We start from the raw sequence: 17,663 nt of genomic DNA on the forward strand, positions 1-17,663 counted from the left end.
TATTCGACCCCACGCGTTGTCACTCAGGGCGATAGCGTAACTTGTAGGTTGGCGCAGAGCGCAGCGAAGCCCAACAGACGAGCATTATTGCGCCAACCAGAGCGGGATAAGCAAAGATGTTGCAAAGCCGTAAAACAGATTTACAGGTATATTCCACGGTAAACGTTGGGCTTCACTTCGTGAAGCACCAACCCACCATTTTTAGCCCAACATACGAGATATTTTGGCTAATTTATTGCTAACATTTCTTCACGTGAGAGTTTTCCTGTGCCTTTACAGGCCTTACATCGAGTCGAACCTACAATACATTTCGGACATGCATTTACCTCATATTTTTCTAAATTTATAGCTTCATTACGGTGTCTTGACAGTGAACCCATTCCTTTGCAGCATGGGCAATCATTTCCACCAAACTTTCCAGCCCCATTACACAAGGCACATGTAACAGGCGCCTCATAGATTTCATCACCCCCTGTAAACTTATTTTTTAATGAAAAAGCTGTATTTGACTGGATTCGTTCAAATTGAATAATAGATCGCTGTATATATTTTCCTAAAGACTTTATGTAGTGGGTTGGATTTGCCTTCCAACCTTCTGGAGAAACCCTCACAGGGTTAAAGCCTTTTTCTTGTAAAATTCCCGCGTCACGGACGTATGCATCTCTAACGCCATCCTGAACATAATGGCCTATATGACCGTCATACTCATAACCAACAATACCTATTTGATGCTCAATATTATTTATGGTTGCAAATAGTTCAAGCACCACGTCTACAAACCAATTCTTGCTTCGTGAAGTTCGGCAGGTATCAGGCTGCCTAACCGAATACTGTGGATAAACACGTAGTTTATACGTTCTGTTTACGACAGCCTCTAGCACGAGAGACGTTGGCACTCTTTTGTATGAGACAATTTGATATGGAGCAAAAGAAGAAATTAGATTAGCCACAAAATCAATCTCTTGCTGTGATGTGTTGCTAACGCCCTGCATACTAACTAAGGCAGCAGCAACATCAGAGCCAAGAATACCTTGTATTTTTTTGTAAACACGCTGTTGTTTATTACTAAAGCCTTTTATCACATCATCAAATTTTTGGTCCATAATCCCCCCCCCACGGCTGCTATGACCGTTATGGGGGCAAAATTGGTGGATTCAACTGTGCGATTGATAAAAAATCACCTGTAATATTTACTCATAAAAAATGCCGCCTTAAGGCGGCATTTTTTATTAGATATAACAGGCTAGGAACAATTACCAGCCGGTCACTTCACGCAGTGCCTTGCCGATATCGGCCAGGGAGCGGACGGTTTTGACACCGGCATCTTCCAGCGCGGCAAACTTCTCGGCGGCGGTACCCTTGCCACCTGAGATGATGGCGCCGGCGTGACCCATGCGCTTGCCGGGAGGCGCGGTGACACCCGCGATATAAGAGACCACCGGCTTGGTGACGTGGGCCTTGATATAGGCGGCCGCATCTTCCTCGGCGTTACCGCCGATCTCGCCGATCATCACGATGGCTTCGGTCTGCGGGTCGTTTTGGAACATCTCCAGGATGTCGATAAAGTTGGAGCCAGGGATGGGGTCACCACCGATACCGACGCAGGTGGACTGGCCAAAACCTTCGTCCGTGGTCTGCTTGACCGCTTCGTAGGTCAGGGTGCCGGAGCGCGACACGATACCGACCTTGCCCGGCTTGTGGATGTGACCAGGCATGATGCCGATCTTGCACTCGCCCGGGGTGATGACGCCGGGGCAGTTCGGGCCGATCATGCGTACGCCGGTTTCCTGCAGCTTCACTTTCACGTCCAGCATATCCAGGGTCGGGATGCCTTCGGTGATGGTGACGATCAGCTTGATGCCGGCATCGATGGCTTCCAGGATGGCGTCCTTGCAGAACGGGGCCGGCACATAGATGACGGAAGCGGTGGCGCCGGTGGCTTCCACGGCGTCACGGACGGTGTTGAACACCGGCAGGCCCAGGTGGGTGGTGCCACCCTTGCCCGGGGAGACGCCGCCAACCATCTGGGTACCGTAAGCGATGGCCTGTTCGGAGTGGAAGGTACCCTGACCGCCGGTAAAGCCCTGGCAGATCACCTTGGTATCTTTGTTGATCAGAACGCTCATCAGTTGGCCTCCGCTGCTTTGACGACTTGCTGCGCGGCATCGGTCAGACTCTTGGCCGCAATGATGTTGAGGCCGCTCTCGGCCAGCTTGATACCACCCAGCTCGGCGTTGTTACCCTCCAGGCGCACTACCACGGGAACCTTGACTCCCACTTCCTTCACGGCGCCGATGATGCCTTCGGCGATCATGTCACAGCGCACGATGCCACCGAAGATGTTGACCAGTACGGCTTTGACGTTGCTGTCGGAGAGGATGATCTTGAACGCTTCGGTCACGCGCTCCTTGGTGGCGCCACCGCCCACGTCCAGGAAGTTGGCGGGAGAGCCACCGTGCAGGTTGACGATGTCCATGGTACCCATGGCCAGACCCGCGCCGTTAACCATGCAGCCGATGTTGCCATCGAGGGCCACATAGTTCAGCTCCCACTGGGCGGCGTGCGCTTCGCGGGGGTCATCCTGAGACGGATCGTGCATCTCGCGCAGCTTGGGCTGGCGATAGAGGGCGTTGGCGTCGATGTTGATCTTGCCGTCCAGGCAATGCAGGTTGCCCTTGTCGGTGATGACCAGGGGGTTGATTTCCAGCAATGCGAAGTCGCAATCCAGGAACATCTGGCCCAGGCCCATGAAGATCTTGGTGAACTGCTTAATCTGATCGCCGACCAGACCCAGTTTGAAGGCCAGCTCGCGGGCTTGATAAGGCTGCGGGCCCACCAGCGGATCCAGGGTGGCCTTGTGAATGAGTTCCGGGGTTTCGTGGGCGACTTTTTCAATCTCCACGCCACCTTCGGTAGAGGCCATGAAGACCACGCGGCGGCTGCCACGATCGACCACGGCGCCGAGATACAGCTCCTTGGCGATGTCGGTGCAGGACTCCACCAGGATCTTGGTGACCGGCTGGCCGTTGGCATCGGTCTGGTAGGTCACCAGGTTCTTGCCAAGCCACTGCTGGGCGAAGGCACGGATCTCGTCCTTGCTCTTGGCGAGCTTGACGCCGCCCGCTTTGCCGCGACCACCGGCGTGGACCTGGCACTTGACGACCCAGGTGTTGCCGCCAATCTTGTCGGCCGCTTCGGCCGCTTCCTGCGGGGTAGCACAGGCATAACCTTCGGAGACCGGCAGGCCATACTCGGCAAACAGCTGTTTTGCCTGATATTCATGCAGATTCATAGATGCTCTATCCGTGTTGTAGGTATTTCCGTCCGGGGCAGAGGTTTCTCAATCCCCTGTATGGGGGCCTCAAGGGCCCCTTGTTATCTTTCTTACGCTCGGGTTGACTCAGACGTCCAGCAGCAGACGGGTCGGGTCTTCCAGCAGCTCCTTGACGGAGACCAGGAAGCCCACTGACTCGCGGCCGTCGATGAGACGGTGATCGTAGGAGAGCGCCAGGTACATCATCGGCAGGATCTCGACCTTGCCGTCGACGGCCATGGGGCGGTCCTGGATCTTGTGCATGCCCAGAATGGCGCTTTGGGGCGGGTTGATGATCGGGGTGGACATCAGGGAGCCAAACACACCACCGTTGGTGATGGTGAAGTTGCCGCCAGTCAGCTCATCCACGGTCAGCTTGCCGTCGCGGCCCTTGCCGGCCAGATCCTTGATGGCCTTCTCGATGTCCGCCAGGCTCATGCTGTCGCAGTCGCGCAGCACCGGGGTCACCAGACCACGGGGGGTGGAGACGGCGATGCTTACATCGAAATAGTTGTGGTAGACGATGTCGTCACCATCCAGCCCGGCGTTCACTTCCGGATAACGCTTGAGGGACTCCACGACCGCCTTGACGTAGAAGGACATGAAGCCGAGCTTGATGCCGTGCTTCTTCTCGAAGATCTCGCCGTACTGCTTGCGCAGCTTCATGATGGGCGCCATGTTGATCTCGTTGAAGGTAGTCAGCATGGCGGTGGTGTTCTTGGCCTCCAGCAGACGCTCGGCGATGCGCTTGCGCAGACGGGTCATGGGCACGCGCTTCTCGCTGCGACCGGCCAGGGTCGCCACAGGTGCAGCCGGCACTGCAGCGGCGACCGGGGCAGCGGCAGCCGCCTTGCTCAGCCCCTTGATGTAGGCTTCCACGTCTTCCTTGGTGATGCGACCACCCTTGCCGGTGCCGGACAGCTTGGCGACATCGATGTCGTGCTCGCCGATCAGGCGGCGCACGGAGGGGCTCAAGCCCTCTACGGCGTCATCGGCCACTACTTCCACCGGCTTCTCGGCAGTCTCTTCACCGGCCACGGGAGCCGGCTTGAGCATGGCGATCAGCTGGCGGGAGAGTACGGTCGCCCCTTCCGCTTCCAGAATATCCCCCAGCACACCGGCTTGCGGTGCCGGCACTTCCAGCACCACCTTGTCGGTTTCGATGTCAACCAGCACTTCATCACGGGCAACCAGATCACCGGGCTTCTTGTGCCAGGTGGCGATGGTGGCATCTGCCACTGATTCCGGCAGGTCCGGTACCTTGATCTCGATAGTCATCTAATCAGTTCCTTTTTACTTCTATGCCAGAGGCTTATTACAGGGTAAGGGCATCTTCCACCAAGGCTTTCTGCTGCTTGGCGTGGACGGACATGTAACCGACGGCGGGTGAGGCCGAGGCCGGACGACCGGCATAACGCAGACGGGCATGGCTTGGCAGCACGCTGTCGTAGTGATGACGGGTGCAGTACCAGGCGCCCTGGTTCTGCGGCTCTTCCTGACACCAGACAAAATCGGTGACATGGCTGTAGTCGGCCAGGATGGCCCGCACTTCCTCTTCCGGGAAGGGGTAGAGCTGCTCAATGCGCACCAGGGCCACGTCCTGCTGCTCCGCCTTGCGACGGGCATCAAGCAGGTCGTAGTAAACCTTGCCGGAGCAGAACACCACGCGCTTGACCCCTTTCGGATCCAGCGCATCGATCTCGCCAATGGCGTTCTGGAAGGTGCCTTCGGCCAGCTCTTCGAGCTTGCTCACCGCCAGCGGGTGGCGCAGCAGGGATTTGGGCGTCATCACGATGAGCGGACGGCGCATCGGGCGCACCACCTGACGGCGCAGCATATGGAACACCTGCGCCGGGGTAGACGGCACGCACACCTGCATATTGTGCTGGGCACACATCTGCAGATAGCGCTCGAGACGGGCGGAGGAGTGCTCCGGGCCCTGGCCCTCGTAACCGTGGGGCAGCAGCATGGTCAGACCGCACATCCGGCCCCACTTCTGCTCACCGGAGGAGAGGAACTGGTCGACCACGACCTGGGCGCAGTTGGCGAAGTCGCCAAACTGGGCTTCCCAGATGGTGAGACCGGCCGGCTCGGCGCTGGCGTAGCCATATTCAAACGCCAGTACCGCGTTTTCGGTCAGTACGGAGTCGTAAATCTCGAACGGCCCCTGCTCGTCGTGCAGATTGCACAGCGGGGTATAGGTGCTGGCATCGGTCTGGTTGTGCAGCACGGCGTGGCGGTGGAAGAAGGTGCCACGGCCGGAGTCTTCACCGGTGAAGCGGATGCGAGAGCCCTTGTCCACCAGGGTGGCGTAGGCCAGGGTCTCGGCAAAGCCCCAGTCCAGCAGCTTCTCGCCGGCGGCCATCAGGCGACGGTCTTCGTAAATCTTCTCGACCTGGCGTTGCAGCACATGGGTCGCCGGATACTGGCTCACCCGCTCGCCGAGGGCCTTCAAGTGATCCATCGGCACTGTGCTGTCATAAGGCATATTCCAGTCGTGACCGAGGTAGGGCGTCCAGTCGACAGAGTGCAGCTCCATCGGGCGCCACTCCTTGCTCACCCGCTCGCCCCGATCCAGGGTGTCGCGATAGTCGTTGACCAAGGTAGTGGCTAGCTCCTGGGTGATGCTCCCTTCCGCCACCAGCTGATCGGCGTAGATCTTGCGCGGGGTCGGGTGCTGCTTGATCTTCTGGTACATCAAGGGCTGGGTCGCGCTCGGCTCGTCGGCCTCGTTGTGGCCGTGACGACGGTAGCAGACCAGCTCGATCACCACGTCGCGCTTGAAGGTGTTGCGATAATCCAGGGCAATCTGGGTCACCAGCACCACGGCCTCCGGATCGTCCCCGTTGACGTGCAGTACGGGGGCCTGAACGGCCTTGGCGATGTCGGTGCAATATTCGGTGGAGCGCAGGTCGCGGTGATAGGAGGTGGTGAAACCTACCTGGTTGTTGATGACAATGCGCACTGTCCCGCCCACGCCATAGGCTCGGGTCTGGGACATGTTGAAGGTCTCGGCCACCACGCCCTGACCGGCCATGGCGGAGTCACCGTGAATGGTGATGGGCAGCACGGTCGAGCCATCCTTGTCACCACGGCGATCCATACGAGCACGCACGGAGCCGATGACCACGGGGTTGACGATCTCGAGGTGAGACGGGTTGAAGGCGAGCGCCAGGTGGACGTTGCCGCCCGGGGTCGCGAAGTCGGACGAGAAGCCCATGTGGTACTTCACGTCCCCGGTACCCCAGGATTCACCGTGCTTGCCGGCAAACTCGTCGAACAGCTCCTGGGCGCGTTTGCCCAGCACGTTGATGAGTACGTTCAGGCGACCACGGTGGGCCATGCCGATGACGGCCTCTTTGCAGCCCTGCTCACCGGCGCGGCGGATCAATTCTTTGAGCATGGGCACCATGGCATCGCCCCCTTCCAGGGAGAAACGCTTGGCACCGGGGAACTTGGCCCCCAGGTATTTTTCCAGCCCTTCGGCGGCGGTCAGACTCTCGAGGAAGCGGGTCTTCTCTTCGAGGGTATAGCTCCCCGTCCCTTCGATGGATTCGAGACGCTGTTGCAGCCAGCGCTTCTCTTCGGTCGAGGTGAGGTGCATGTAGTCGGCACCGATGGAACCGCAGTAAGTCTTCTTCAGCGAGGCGTAGAGATCGGAGAGCACCATGGTCTCGGGACCGATGGCGTAGGAGCCCACGTTGAAAGTGGCCTCCATGTCTGCGCCCTGCAGGTTGTGGAAAGCCGGATCCAGTTCGGCAACGGGCTCGCGCTGCCACAGACCCAGGGGGTCGAGGTTGGCGTTCTGGTGGCCGCGGAAACGGAAGGCGTTGATCAGTTGCAGCACCCGCACCTGCTTCGCATCCACCTGGGGATCGGAGACGGGGGCACTGAAACGGGAAGCGTCCTTGGCCAGACGACGGAAATAATCGCGGACCTGGGAGTGGGGTTGTTCAACCGCATGGCCATTGACTTGCGGCAGGTCCTGGAACAGGCTGCGCCACTCATCGGATACGGATTCGGGGTTTTCCAGGAAGGATTCGTACAAATCCTCAATATAGCTTGCATTCGCACCAGCCAGGTGAGATGACTCCAACCAGGCCTTCATCACGCCGTTATGCATTTCTATCCCTTGTACTTCTTGTTACTGCGCAGCAGCTTGTAGGGTTTAAATAGCCATCCCTTACACGGTCAGGATGGCTATCCAGAAGTCGGGCCAGTGCTTGGCTGGCCCGGATACTAAACAGCCCGATTGAGCAACATCGACTTGATCTGACCGATGGCCTTGGTCGGATTCAAGCCTTTGGGACAGACGTTCACGCAGTTCATGATGCCGTGGCAGCGGAACACGCTGAAGGCGTCGTCCAGATTACCCAGTCGCTCGGTGGTCGCGGTGTCGCGGCTGTCTGCCAGCCAGCGGTAGGCTGCAAGCAACCCGGCCGGACCGATGAACTTGTCGGGGTTCCACCAGAAGGAGGGGCAAGAGGTGGAGCAGCAGGCACAGAGAATGCACTCGTACAGGCCGTCCAGCTTGGCGCGCTCTTCGGGGGATTGCAGGTGCTCACGCACGGGCGGCAACTTGTCATCGTTGATGAGGAAGGGTTTGACCTTCTCCCACTGGGTGTAGAACTGGGTCATGTCGATCACCAGATCACGGATCACCGGCAGGCCGGGCAAGGGGCGGATGACCACCGTATTGCCCTTCTTCAGCAGATCGGAGAGCGGGGTGATGCAGGCAAGACCGTTCTTGCCATTCATGTTGATGCCATCAGATCCACAGACCCCTTCGCGGCAGGAGCGGCGGAAGGCGAGCGTGGGATCCAGCTCCTTGAGCTGGATCAGTGCATCGAGCACCATCATGTCGGAACCTTCAGGAATATCAAGACGATATTCCTTCATATGGGGGACGTTATCAACATCCGGATTGTATCTGTAGACAGAGAAAGTGACGTTCATCTTGTTTGGCTCCGCAATCAGTAAGTCCGCACCTTGGGTGGGAATGCCTCACGGGTTTTCGGAGACATGTTGACAGCGCGACGGGTCATGGACTCGGTGTCCGGATGATAGAGGCTGTGGCACAGCCAGTTCTCATCGTCGCGATCCGGGAAGTCGAAGCGGCAGTGGGCGCCACGGCTCTCGGTACGGAAGTTGGCCGCCACTGCAGTGGCAAACGCCGTCTCCATCAGGTTGTCCAGCTCCAGGCACTCGATGCGCTGGGTGTTGAACTCCCTGGAGGTGTCGTCCAGACGGGCTGACTTGAGGCGCTCGCGGATCACTTTCAGCTCGGCAAGGCCTTCGGCCATCGCCTCCCCTTCGCGGAACACGGAGAAGTTGTTCTGCATGCAGCGCTGCAGGTCTTTGCGGATCTGTACCGGATCTTCGCCGCTGCGGGTATTTTCCCAGCGGTTGAAGCGGGCCAGGGCGGCATCGAGATCAGACTCGGACGCCTCGCGACCGTGCTCCATCTCGCCCAAGGTGTTGACCAGGTGCATGCCGGCGGCACGACCAAACACCACCAGATCCAGCAATGAGTTGCCACCCAGACGGTTGGCGCCGTGTACGGAGACGCAGGCAATTTCGCCTACCGCAAACAGACCGACTACCGGCACATCGTTGCCGTTCTTGTCCTGGGTCAGACACTGCCCATTCACGTTGGTCGGCACGCCGCCCATCATGTAGTGGCAGGTCGGGATGATAGGGATCGGCTCCTTGACCGGATCTACGTGAGCGAAGGTGCGGGAGAGTTCGCAGATGCCCGGCAGACGGGATTCGAGTACGTCCTTGCCCAGGTGATCCAGCTTGAGCTTGATGTGCGGGCCCCAGGGACCGTCACAGCCACGGCCTTCGCGGATCTCGATCATGATGGAACGGGCCACCACGTCGCGACCGGCCAGATCCTTGGCGTTCGGTGCATAACGCTCCATGAAGCGCTCGCCGTCCTTGTTCAGCAGATAGCCGCCTTCACCACGGCACCCTTCGGTCACCAGTACCCCTGCCCCGGCAATGCCGGTGGGGTGGAACTGCCACATCTCCATGTCCTGCACGCCGACTCCGGCACGCAGGGCCATGCCGACGCCGTCACCGGTATTGATGTGGGCGTTGGTGGTGGACTGGTAGATGCGACCGGCGCCGCCGGTGGCCAGCACGGTGGCTTTGGCCTTGAAGTAGACGACCTCGCCGCTCTCCATGTCGATGGCGGTACAACCCACCACGTGGCCGTCCTGGTTCTTCACCAGATCCAGCGCATACCACTCGGAGAAGACGGTGGTCTTGTTCTTGACGTTTTGCTGGTACAGGGTGTGCAGCAGGGCGTGGCCGGTACGGTCGGCAGCCGCCGCGGTACGGGCGGCCTGCTCGCCACCGAAATTCTTGGACTGACCACCAAACGGACGCTGGTAGACCCGGCCGTTGTCGAAGCGGGAGAAGGGCAGACCCATGTTCTCCAGCTCATAGATGGCTTCCGGGCCGGTCTTGCACATGTATTCGATCGCTTCCTGGTCACCGATATAGTCGGAGCCCTTGACGGTGTCATACATGTGCCACTGCCAGTTGTCGTCATGGGCATTGCCCAGGGCGACCGTGATCCCGCCCTGGGCGGAAACGGTGTGGGAACGGGTCGGGAAAACCTTGGATAACAAAGCGCAGCTCTTGCCGGATTGGGCAATCTGCAGCGCGGCGCGCATGCCGGCACCACCGGCACCAATCACGACCGCATCAAATTCACGAGTTGGAATAGTCACCTTACACACCCCACAGCACGACGAAACCCGTCATCAGATAGACAAACAGCACCACCACCAGCACGAATTGCAGCGCACCGCGCAGCCCCACTGGCTTGATATAGTCAGTCAGCACCTGCCACAGACCGATCCAGGCATGGATCAGCACACACAGCAGGGTCAACAGGGTGAAAACCTTGGTGAAGGTGTTGGCGAAAAAGCCGGTCCACACCTCGTAGGTAATGTCATTGAAGGCGACAAAGCCCACTAGGTAGAGGACATAACAGGTCATGATGAGGGCGGTGGCGCGGATCAGGATGTAATCGTGAACGCCGCTGCGCCCGAAGGTTGCAGAATTGGTTACCATACCAGTACTCCCGCCAATACTGCCAAAACCGCGGTGATCACGAAGGCCACACGGGCGCTCTGATTACCGGATTCCAGCTCTTCCCAATAGCCCATATCCATGACCAGGTGACGCAGGCCGCCCACTATGTGGTATGCCAGCGCAGTCAGGATCCCCCACAGCACGAGCTTGACCAGGAAGTTGTCCGTGATGGCAACCACTGTTTCAAACCCTTCGGGAGAGGCGAGTGAAGTACCAAGCATCCACAGCAAGATGCCCAGTGCAACAAAGGTGATAACCCCTGATACACGGTGCAGGATGGATGCAATGGCAGTGACAGGAAAGCTGATCGTCTGTAGGTCGAGGTTGACCGGTCTCTGTTTATTTTTCACGCTTGCCCACTCAGCTCCATTGAGCACGTTAGTTATTGTTTTAACTCACTCCTGAGGGCACGGGATGGTGATTGTTGGTTATTTGTTACCAAAACACTCTGAAAAAGCCAAAAATCGTGTTTTCGGTTTCACATCAGGCTTTGCCAAAGCGTTTCAAACACCAGCAGCCATGACCCACGTGGCGCAGTATATCGATGGGCTTAACCGAAGACAATCAAATAGCTACAAAGAAAACCAAAAGCGCAAACCGGATCGCATATTTAATTTAACAATTCCGTAATGGCCATTCAGCTAAATTGACATTGATAGGGAACTCTGTTTCAAATAAGGCGCTCCAGCCGGCCTTGGTACGGGTGACAACCTTTGCCAGCGTCATGAAAGTCGTAATAGAGTAGGACTGGAACCAAATTATAAAGAGCAAAGGAGACGTGCTATGGCTGATAAGATAGCCACCCTACACCTGCCCGGAAAAGATCCGGTCGAATTGCCGATCCTCTCCGGCACAGTCGGTCCGGATGTGATTGATGTCAGAAAATTGGGTGCTCAAGGGTATTTCACCTTTGACCCCGGCTTTATGGCTACCGGTTCTTGCAAATCTGCCATTACCTACATTGACGGGGATCAGGGTGTCTTGCTGCACCGTGGTTTCCCCATTGCCCAGTTGGCCAAAGAGTCCAACTACCTCGAAGTCTGCTACATACTGCTGTACGGCGAAGCGCCCACCAAGGCCCAGTTCGCCGACTTCCAGCGTACCGTGACCCGCCATACCATGGTGCACGAGCAGATCGCCTTCTTCTTCCGCGGCTTCCGTCGTGACTCCCACCCCATGGCCATCATGTGCGGTGTGGTCGGCGCCCTGTCCTCCTTCTATCACGATGCTCTCGACATCAACAACGAGCAGCACCGCGAGATCTGCGCCTTCCGTCTGCTCTCCAAGATGCCGACCCTGGCCGCCATGTGCTACAAGTACTCCATTGGCCAGCCGTTCATGCAGCCGCGCAATGCCCTCTCCTACGCCGGCAACTTCCTGCACATGATGTTTGGTGTGCCGACCGAGGAGTACAAGGTCAACCCCGTGGTCGAGCGCGCCATGGATCGCATCTTCACCCTGCACGCTGATCACGAGCAGAACGCCTCTACCTCCACCGTCCGTCTGGCTGGCTCCTCCGGTGCCAACCCGTTTGCCTGTATCGCGGCCGGTATCGCCTCCCTGTGGGGTCCGGCCCACGGTGGCGCCAACGAGGCCTGCCTGCGCATGCTGGAAGAGATCGGAACTGTGGATCGCATCCCCGAGTTCATCGGCCGCGCCAAAGACAAGAACGATCCGTTCCGCCTGATGGGCTTCGGTCACCGGGTCTACAAGAACCACGACCCCCGTGCCACCGTGATGCGCGAAACCTGCCACGAGGTACTGACCGAGCTGCAGATCAAGGATCCGCTGCTGGACGTGGCCATGGAGCTGGAGCGCATCGCGCTGTCCGACCCCTACTTCATCGAGAAGAAGCTCTACCCGAACGTGGACTTCTACTCCGGCATCATCATGAAGGCGATCGGCATCCCGATGAGCATGTTCACCGTGATCTTCGCCATCTCCCGTACCATCGGCTGGATTGCCCACTGGAACGAGATGCACTCGGATGATGATCAGAAGATCGGTCGCCCGCGTCAGCTCTATACCGGTCATCCGCAGCGGGAATTCGTCCCCATCGACCAGCGTTAAGGCGCCCGTCGACACGGCTTGTTACAAAGGCGGTCATTGACCGCCTTTTTGTTTGCCGTTCTAATGCCCCTTTCGATTTGAAGGAGTCCGTCATGAAACCCCTGTTCCTCGGTGCCACTGCCGCCCTGTTGCTCTCTGCCTGCCAGAGCACCCCAGCTCCCTCCCAGGGCGAGACACTCTACGTCAACAGCCAGCTGGTGCACTGTGTCGGAGTCGGCCCGATGAAGTGCATGCAGGTGCGCAGCGACGAGCAACAACCCTGGACCCTCTTCTATCAGCAAATTGAAGGCTTCCAGTTCGAGCCGGGCTATCGCTACCAGCTCACCGTCAGCAAGGAGCGGCTCACCAATGTGCCGGCCGATGCCCCATCCCTGCGCTATCAGCTGATCGAGGTGGTCAGCAAGGTAGCCAGCAAATAAGGATTGCCGGCAACGCTGACAACTATCCGAGTAAAAACGGGGAGGGTATCAAACCCCTCCCCGTTTTTGTCTCCAAAAACCTGTCAGCAAGCCTTACCCGGGCAATGCGCCTTGTTTCTCCACATCCGCCTGTTTGATGACAAATCCCCGCTCGATCCCGGCCTTGAAGCCGAGCTTCTCGTAGAGCCGGTGAGCGCCTTCTCGCCCCTCCCCCGACAGCAGCATCACCTTGTAGCAATCCTGCTCCCAGGCGATGGCCAGCGCCTGTTCCAGTACCCTCTGGCTCAGGCCACGGCGGCGAAAGCGGGCCGCCGTGATCACATGCTCTATGATGCCAAACGGTCTGGCCCCATTGGTCAGCGTCGGAACCATCCCCAGCTGGCAAGTGGCGGCCAGCTCCCCGTCCACCTCGGCCACGATAAGCCGCACCCGGGGCTCTGCCAATTGCGCCTCCAGGGCCGTGCGCGCCCCTTCGCCACTCAGGGGAGGATCGTGGGGACGCAGCTCCCGATAGAGATCCAGCAAGCCTGCCAGATCGTCCGTGGTACAGCCTCTGATGTTCACCATGCTCCAGCTCCTTTCCGGTAAGCGACAGGCCATGTCAGAGAGCGCCCGTCATGCCCGCGCAAGCGTAACAGGGGAGATCGCCTACAAGGCGCGCCCGGATCAGCGGCTCCTGACTGCCTGCAGCAATACCGACATGTCGGGGGCAAACTGGCGGGAGCGGATCGCGTCACGAATATCGGCCTCACCGTAACGGCTGCCCGGATAGACCAGTACGCAGGCGGTGTCGCCGGGCTGAAGGAAGTGGGTCTCGCCAAACGGCGTATAGCGGGTGGCCCCTATGCTGATGAGCGCATGGGACGGGCGGCCCGCCTGGGCCAGCAACCCCTGGATATGCTCGGCCGGCCCCTCATCCTGCTGATGATTGAACTTGTCGATGGCCCACTCCAGCAACTGGCCGTGGAAATAGCTGTAATCCACCGCCGCGCTGTCGATGCCATAAGCGTGCAGCTCGCCATCCCGCTCCAGATAGCAGGCTATGCGGTAGTCATCGAGCTCGCAGCCTGCCGCAAAACCGGAAAGGGGCAGCAGTCTGGCCGCCAGCCCCTTGCTCTCTGCTCCCCAGTTCTTCTTCTCGCTAATTTTTTTGGCGTTGGGGCGACGAATGGAGCAGTCGTTGTAGGCCCCAAAGGCACGGGGATGGATCGCCACCACCTGATCTCCGGCGTACTCCAGCTCACACCAGAGCGCCACTTCGGGCTCGATCTGCACCTTCTCGTCGCCGGTGATCGCCGCCTGTGGCAGGAAGATGGCATCGCCGCTCAAGGGGAAGACCCCCAGCTGACCCGGATGGCCCGGCACATAGAAAGGGAACAGCGCCTTGGGTGCGCTGGTATCGCGCACCACCACGGCCACGAAATCCGAGGCCTCGCCAGCCTGCTCCAGGTGACCGGCAAAGTTGCCCGCCACCCCCAATCCGATAAAGTTGTTCTGTGCTGTTATCTGCATTCTTTCACCTGCATATGTCAACGCAGCGTCGCCGTCACACTCGGGTCGACTACCGCCAAAGTGGCAGGGATTAAACCACAGGGCTCCGCCTGCGCCCAGCCTGCCAGCCCCATCCTGTGCGCCAGCGCGACTTTTTACGCCCGCATCCACTCCTTTGCCAAGAGATGCGCCTGTAATGGCTTTCCAGCGCGCCATCCCCTTTCATTGACAAAGCGTCGGTTACTCTCATCGAAACAGGCTCCGTCACCAGAAACAGCGTGTTTCTGCATTCCGTTCGCCAACCCCTTGGGCCGGTCGACCAACTTTGCTAGGCTGCCTGTCATTCATGTTCAAATCGACAGGAACCCCTTGATGTCACAGGCACATTTTCAGGGCCGCTTCGAAGTCGAGTTCAAGTACCGGCTGGCAGACAGCGACGCCTTTCGCGCGGCGCTGGCGGCCCTCACTCCGCAGGTGATGGTGGAAGATAACCGGGAGCGGGACAGCTATTTCGATACGCCAGAGCACACCTTGGCCGCACAGGGCAAGAGCCTGGTGATCCGTACCATGCAGCCCTCCGGCATCCGCCTCTGGATAGTGAAAGGGCCCGAGCCGGATCGCTGCGAGGCAGTCAACATCACCGACACCGACAAGGCCGTCAGCATGTTGCATACCCTGGGCTACCGGCAGGTGTTGAACATTGAAAAACGGCGCAGCATCTATTTTGTCGGCCCCTTCCACGTCACCCTGGATCATCTGGAAGGACTCGGCGACTTCGCCGAGCTGGCCATCATGACCGATGACGAGACCGCACAGCCCGAATATCGCCAGCAGCTGCAGGCGCTGGCGACACAACTCGGCCTCTCCCCTGCCCAGCTGGAACACAGCTCCTATCGCACATTGTGCGAACAAGTCACCACTCAACCGGAGAACACATTGCCATGATCGACAAACTCGCCTGGTTGACCTTCAAGGAGGGTCAGCTACTTTGCGCCCGCTCCCACGGCAAATCCATCTACTACATCCCGGGCGGCAAGCGCGAGCCGGGAGAGAGCGATGAAGCGGCGCTTGTTCGCGAAATTGAAGAGGAGTTGGCCGTCACCCTGCAGCCGGACACATTGCGCTTTGCCTGCGAGTTCAGTGCCCAGGCCGACGGCAAGCCGGCCGGGGTCGAAGTCAGGCTGCGCTGCTACACGGGAGAGGCCAATGGCACCCCCACGGCGTCGACCGAAATCGCCGAGCTGCGCTGGCTCGACAGCCGCCACCTCGATGAGGTCTCCCCCGTCTCCCGCCTGCTGTTTGCCTGGCTGGCCGAGCAACATTTGATCCGCTGACAGCGTTTTGCCGCGCGCCAACGCCCGAGAATGGGCGACGCGACACAGACCCGGAAAATAGCACCAAGGCATGGCGCCGATGGCTAATGCCAAACGGCGCCTGTTATGGATATGACCCGACGCGAGCCTGCAGGCTTGCCCCTTTTGACAAGGACGTCACATGAATATCGTTGAACTGGACAGCACGACAGGATCCGCCCCAGCCCTCATCACTTTGCTGCAAGATTGCGTGGCCAGCGGCGCCTCGGTGGGATTCCTGCCTCCCTTGAGCGAGGCACAGGGACACGCCTATTGGCAAGGGGTTGAGGAGGAGCTGGCGGCAGGCAAGCGCAAGTTGTGGGTTGCCCTCGAGGAAGGCCAGCCGGTCGGCGCCATCCAGCTGGCGCTTTGCAGCAAGGCGAACGGCCGGCACAGGGCCGAGGTGGAAAAGCTGATGGTACACACCCATGCCCGTGGCAAGGGCATCGGCCGCGCCCTGATGCACACCATGGAACAAGGCGCTCGCGAGGCCAAGCGCAGTCTGCTGGTGCTCGATACCCGGGTCGGGGATGTGGCATCCCGCCTCTATCGCCAGTTGGGCTACCAGGAGGCGGGCCAGATCCCGGACTTTGCCCTCAGTGCCGACGGCAGCCTGGCGGCTACCCTCTTTTTCTACAAGTCACTCTGATCTTCCCTGCCGATATGGCAAATGTCCCTGCCGGTGAAAGGCATTTGCCATTGGGTATCCCCCACTCTATCGGCCTGATGGCGCCAATGGTGCTGTATCTCAATAGGGAGCAAAAAGATGGCTTTCCCTGCAAATATTCAGAAGAGCATGGGGATGTGCAGATCGCCGCTCCGCAATTTGCCCGTCTGCCGCTGTTTACCATTGAAAATTTTTCGCTTTAAATGGCGCTCAAGTAAACCTTTCTGATGAGGGGGGAGCGTTGGCCAAAAACAGCGGTGACGTGAAGCCGAAAAAAACCACATTGCATGATGTGGCCAAGGTGGCTGGCGTATCGATCGCAACCATCAGTCGGGCACTGAACAACAAACCCGGGATCAGCGCAGAAAACCGCCAGAAGGTACTGGCGGTATGCCGGGAGCTGGGATTGCACCCGCCGAGCAAAAAGGCGCCAACCAATATCCCCTTGATGAGCATTGCACTCTCGCTTGGTCCCCATGAGGCCAAGTCCTCTCGCTATCTGGGAATGCTCTGGCCGGCACTTGCCACTGCCATCGATCACCTCAAATACCGTCTGGTACCAATCAGCTTTGAGGGGGAAAACCTTCCCGAAGTGGATGTGGTGGTCTTGCTCGGTATCACCCCTTGTGACCCTCGCATCTCGGCTTGCCGCCGACATCACCAGCCCTATGTCTGCATCGGCATGTCAGAAGGCTCATTTTGGGTGGCCCCCGATGACTTTCATGGCAGTCGCGCCGCCACTTCGCACCTCATAGGCAAAGGTCTCACGCACATTGGCTTTGTCACACCGACAACCTGTGGTGGCGGCTATCAATTCCGATATCAGGGCTACCTCTCCGTGATGGCCAACCATGAATTGCCGATCCGCGAGTTGTGTACTGGCACACACCCTGTCGTGGACATCGCGGCCTATCGCCACTTCATGCAACTGCCAACCGCACAATTGGAAACATATCAGGGGTTTGTCTGTGCCTGCGATGAGACTGCGATCGGCGTGATCACCGCCTTGCAAGATCGCGGGTATGAGGTGCCAAAGCAGTTTGCCGTGGTTGGTTATGATGGTTTACCTGGACTGGCTGACGAACTGACGACCATTGAGCAGGATATGACCAAACTAGCTGAGCGGACGGCGGCACTCATCGATTTGGCCATTGCAGGGGAACCGCCGGTTGGCGCCCTGGTATCCGTCACCTTCAAACAGGGACAAACCAGCTAGTCACCAGGCTGAGCCCAGCGCGTCCCCC

General features: G+C 58.8%; 19 protein-coding genes. 8 read left to right on the top strand and 11 right to left on the bottom strand.

Annotation, left to right across the window (positions count from 1 at the left end; genetic code table 11):
• Positions 1-227: 227 nt before the first annotated feature.
• The 9 genes from I6L37_RS16965 to sdhC all read right to left on the bottom strand — a co-directional run bounded on the left by I6L37_RS16965 (position 228) and on the right by sdhC (position 10,770).
• Positions 228-1,103, bottom strand: coding sequence for a hypothetical protein (locus I6L37_RS16965; RefSeq protein ID WP_216992464.1), 876 nt, complete (start codon positions 1,101-1,103; stop codon positions 228-230).
• Positions 1,104-1,253: 150 nt separating this feature from the next.
• Positions 1,254-2,126 carry a succinate--CoA ligase subunit alpha gene (gene sucD, locus I6L37_RS16970; protein WP_042028888.1) on the bottom strand — a complete coding sequence of 291 codons (873 nt, stop codon included), beginning with the start codon at positions 2,124-2,126 and terminating at the stop codon, positions 1,254-1,256.
• Positions 2,126-3,292, bottom strand: coding sequence for an ADP-forming succinate--CoA ligase subunit beta (sucC, locus tag I6L37_RS16975; protein WP_042071523.1), 1,167 nt, complete (start codon positions 3,290-3,292; stop codon positions 2,126-2,128). Before sucC ends, sucD begins: the two co-directional genes overlap by 1 nt.
• Positions 3,293-3,400: 108 nt before the next feature.
• On the bottom strand, positions 3,401-4,591 hold the full coding sequence (gene odhB, locus I6L37_RS16980; RefSeq protein WP_216992465.1) for a 2-oxoglutarate dehydrogenase complex dihydrolipoyllysine-residue succinyltransferase: 1,191 nt from the start codon (positions 4,589-4,591) through the stop codon (positions 3,401-3,403).
• A 37-nt stretch (positions 4,592-4,628) separates the two neighbouring features.
• A complete protein-coding gene (sucA, locus tag I6L37_RS16985; RefSeq protein ID WP_042028891.1) occupies positions 4,629-7,436 on the bottom strand; it encodes a 2-oxoglutarate dehydrogenase E1 component in 2,808 nt (935 codons plus the stop codon).
• A gap of 116 nt (positions 7,437-7,552) precedes the next feature.
• Positions 7,553-8,269 carry a succinate dehydrogenase iron-sulfur subunit gene (locus tag I6L37_RS16990; RefSeq protein WP_026456531.1) on the bottom strand — a complete coding sequence of 239 codons (717 nt, stop codon included), beginning with the start codon at positions 8,267-8,269 and terminating at the stop codon, positions 7,553-7,555.
• A gap of 17 nt (positions 8,270-8,286) precedes the next feature.
• Positions 8,287-10,053 (bottom strand): succinate dehydrogenase flavoprotein subunit, encoded by a 1,767-nt coding sequence (sdhA, locus tag I6L37_RS16995; protein ID WP_026456530.1) that lies wholly within the window; start codon positions 10,051-10,053, stop codon positions 8,287-8,289.
• Position 10,054: 1 nt separating this feature from the next.
• The gene (gene sdhD / locus I6L37_RS17000) at positions 10,055-10,399 is read right to left on the bottom strand and encodes a succinate dehydrogenase, hydrophobic membrane anchor protein (RefSeq protein WP_026456529.1); all 345 of its coding nucleotides are present in this window, start codon (positions 10,397-10,399) and stop codon (positions 10,055-10,057) included.
• The gene (sdhC, locus tag I6L37_RS17005) at positions 10,393-10,770 is read right to left on the bottom strand and encodes a succinate dehydrogenase cytochrome b556 subunit (RefSeq protein WP_026456528.1); all 378 of its coding nucleotides are present in this window, start codon (positions 10,768-10,770) and stop codon (positions 10,393-10,395) included. The genes sdhD and sdhC overlap by 7 nt, the downstream gene beginning before the upstream one ends.
• 64 nt (positions 10,771-10,834) lie before the next feature.
• On the opposite strand from sdhC, the gene I6L37_RS17010 reads away from it, so the two are divergent.
• From I6L37_RS17010 to I6L37_RS17020, 3 genes are all read left to right on the top strand, one after another.
• Positions 10,835-11,050 carry a hypothetical protein gene (locus I6L37_RS17010; RefSeq protein WP_124240398.1) on the top strand — a complete coding sequence of 72 codons (216 nt, stop codon included), beginning with the start codon at positions 10,835-10,837 and terminating at the stop codon, positions 11,048-11,050.
• A gap of 153 nt (positions 11,051-11,203) precedes the next feature.
• Positions 11,204-12,490, top strand: a complete 1,287-nt coding sequence (locus I6L37_RS17015) for a citrate synthase (RefSeq protein WP_026456527.1) — start codon at positions 11,204-11,206, stop codon at positions 12,488-12,490.
• A 92-nt stretch (positions 12,491-12,582) separates the two neighbouring features.
• Complete coding sequence (locus I6L37_RS17020; RefSeq protein ID WP_216992466.1) at positions 12,583-12,909, top strand: DUF4377 domain-containing protein; 327 nt, start codon at positions 12,583-12,585, stop codon at positions 12,907-12,909.
• A 93-nt stretch (positions 12,910-13,002) separates the two neighbouring features.
• Here I6L37_RS17020 and I6L37_RS17025 read toward each other — a convergent pair whose 3' ends face one another.
• On the bottom strand, positions 13,003-13,476 hold the full coding sequence (locus tag I6L37_RS17025; RefSeq protein ID WP_216992467.1) for a GNAT family N-acetyltransferase: 474 nt from the start codon (positions 13,474-13,476) through the stop codon (positions 13,003-13,005).
• 99 nt (positions 13,477-13,575) lie between these two features.
• Complete coding sequence (locus tag I6L37_RS17030; RefSeq protein ID WP_201939881.1) at positions 13,576-14,421, bottom strand: DUF5718 family protein; 846 nt, start codon at positions 14,419-14,421, stop codon at positions 13,576-13,578.
• Positions 14,422-14,772: 351 nt separating this feature from the next.
• Between I6L37_RS17030 and cyaB the strand changes: the two genes are divergently transcribed.
• From cyaB to I6L37_RS17055, 5 genes are all read left to right on the top strand, one after another.
• Positions 14,773-15,345 (top strand): class IV adenylate cyclase, encoded by a 573-nt coding sequence (cyaB, locus tag I6L37_RS17035; RefSeq protein ID WP_216992468.1) that lies wholly within the window; start codon positions 14,773-14,775, stop codon positions 15,343-15,345.
• Positions 15,342-15,734: an NUDIX domain-containing protein gene (locus I6L37_RS17040; RefSeq protein ID WP_216992469.1), complete on the top strand. Its 393-nt coding sequence runs from the start codon at positions 15,342-15,344 to the stop codon at positions 15,732-15,734. The genes cyaB and I6L37_RS17040 overlap by 4 nt, the downstream gene beginning before the upstream one ends.
• A gap of 160 nt (positions 15,735-15,894) precedes the next feature.
• A complete protein-coding gene (locus I6L37_RS17045) occupies positions 15,895-16,401 on the top strand; it encodes a GNAT family N-acetyltransferase (RefSeq protein WP_216992470.1) in 507 nt (168 codons plus the stop codon).
• Between the two features lie 44 nt (positions 16,402-16,445).
• Positions 16,446-16,622, top strand: coding sequence for a hypothetical protein (locus tag I6L37_RS17050; protein WP_216992471.1), 177 nt, complete (start codon positions 16,446-16,448; stop codon positions 16,620-16,622).
• A 38-nt stretch (positions 16,623-16,660) separates the two neighbouring features.
• Positions 16,661-17,635 carry a LacI family DNA-binding transcriptional regulator gene (locus tag I6L37_RS17055; RefSeq protein WP_216992472.1) on the top strand — a complete coding sequence of 325 codons (975 nt, stop codon included), beginning with the start codon at positions 16,661-16,663 and terminating at the stop codon, positions 17,633-17,635.
• Positions 17,636-17,663 lie beyond the last annotated feature (28 nt).

Origin of the sequence: Aeromonas sp. FDAARGOS 1407 (assembly GCF_019048725.1) — a bacterium.
Classification (GTDB): Bacteria; Pseudomonadota; Gammaproteobacteria; order Enterobacterales; family Aeromonadaceae; genus Aeromonas; species Aeromonas enteropelogenes.

Bases quoted from the DNA above. Each gene is read 5' to 3' on its own strand.
- I6L37_RS17025 (WP_216992467.1), bottom strand. From the start codon at position 13,476: ATGGTGAACATCAGAGGCTGTACCACGGACGATCTGGCAGGCTTGCTG.
- I6L37_RS17010 (WP_124240398.1), top strand. From the start codon at position 10,835: ATGGTGATTGTTGGTTATTTGTTACCAAAACACTCTGAAAAAGCCAAA.
- sucD (WP_042028888.1), bottom strand. From the start codon at position 2,126: ATGAGCGTTCTGATCAACAAAGATACCAAGGTGATCTGCCAGGGCTTT.
- I6L37_RS17015 (WP_026456527.1), top strand. From the start codon at position 11,204: ATGGCTGATAAGATAGCCACCCTACACCTGCCCGGAAAAGATCCGGTC.
- I6L37_RS16965 (WP_216992464.1), bottom strand. From the start codon at position 1,103: ATGGACCAAAAATTTGATGATGTGATAAAAGGCTTTAGTAATAAACAA.
- I6L37_RS16990 (WP_026456531.1), bottom strand. From the start codon at position 8,269: ATGAACGTCACTTTCTCTGTCTACAGATACAATCCGGATGTTGATAAC.
- I6L37_RS17040 (WP_216992469.1), top strand. From the start codon at position 15,342: ATGATCGACAAACTCGCCTGGTTGACCTTCAAGGAGGGTCAGCTACTT.
- odhB (WP_216992465.1), bottom strand. From the start codon at position 4,591: ATGACTATCGAGATCAAGGTACCGGACCTGCCGGAATCAGTGGCAGAT.
- cyaB (WP_216992468.1), top strand. From the start codon at position 14,773: ATGTCACAGGCACATTTTCAGGGCCGCTTCGAAGTCGAGTTCAAGTAC.
- sdhD (WP_026456529.1), bottom strand. From the start codon at position 10,399: ATGGTAACCAATTCTGCAACCTTCGGGCGCAGCGGCGTTCACGATTAC.
- I6L37_RS17030 (WP_201939881.1), bottom strand. From the start codon at position 14,421: ATGCAGATAACAGCACAGAACAACTTTATCGGATTGGGGGTGGCGGGC.
- I6L37_RS17045 (WP_216992470.1), top strand. From the start codon at position 15,895: ATGAATATCGTTGAACTGGACAGCACGACAGGATCCGCCCCAGCCCTC.
- I6L37_RS17020 (WP_216992466.1), top strand. From the start codon at position 12,583: ATGAAACCCCTGTTCCTCGGTGCCACTGCCGCCCTGTTGCTCTCTGCC.
- sucA (WP_042028891.1), bottom strand. From the start codon at position 7,436: ATGCATAACGGCGTGATGAAGGCCTGGTTGGAGTCATCTCACCTGGCT.
- sucC (WP_042071523.1), bottom strand. From the start codon at position 3,292: ATGAATCTGCATGAATATCAGGCAAAACAGCTGTTTGCCGAGTATGGC.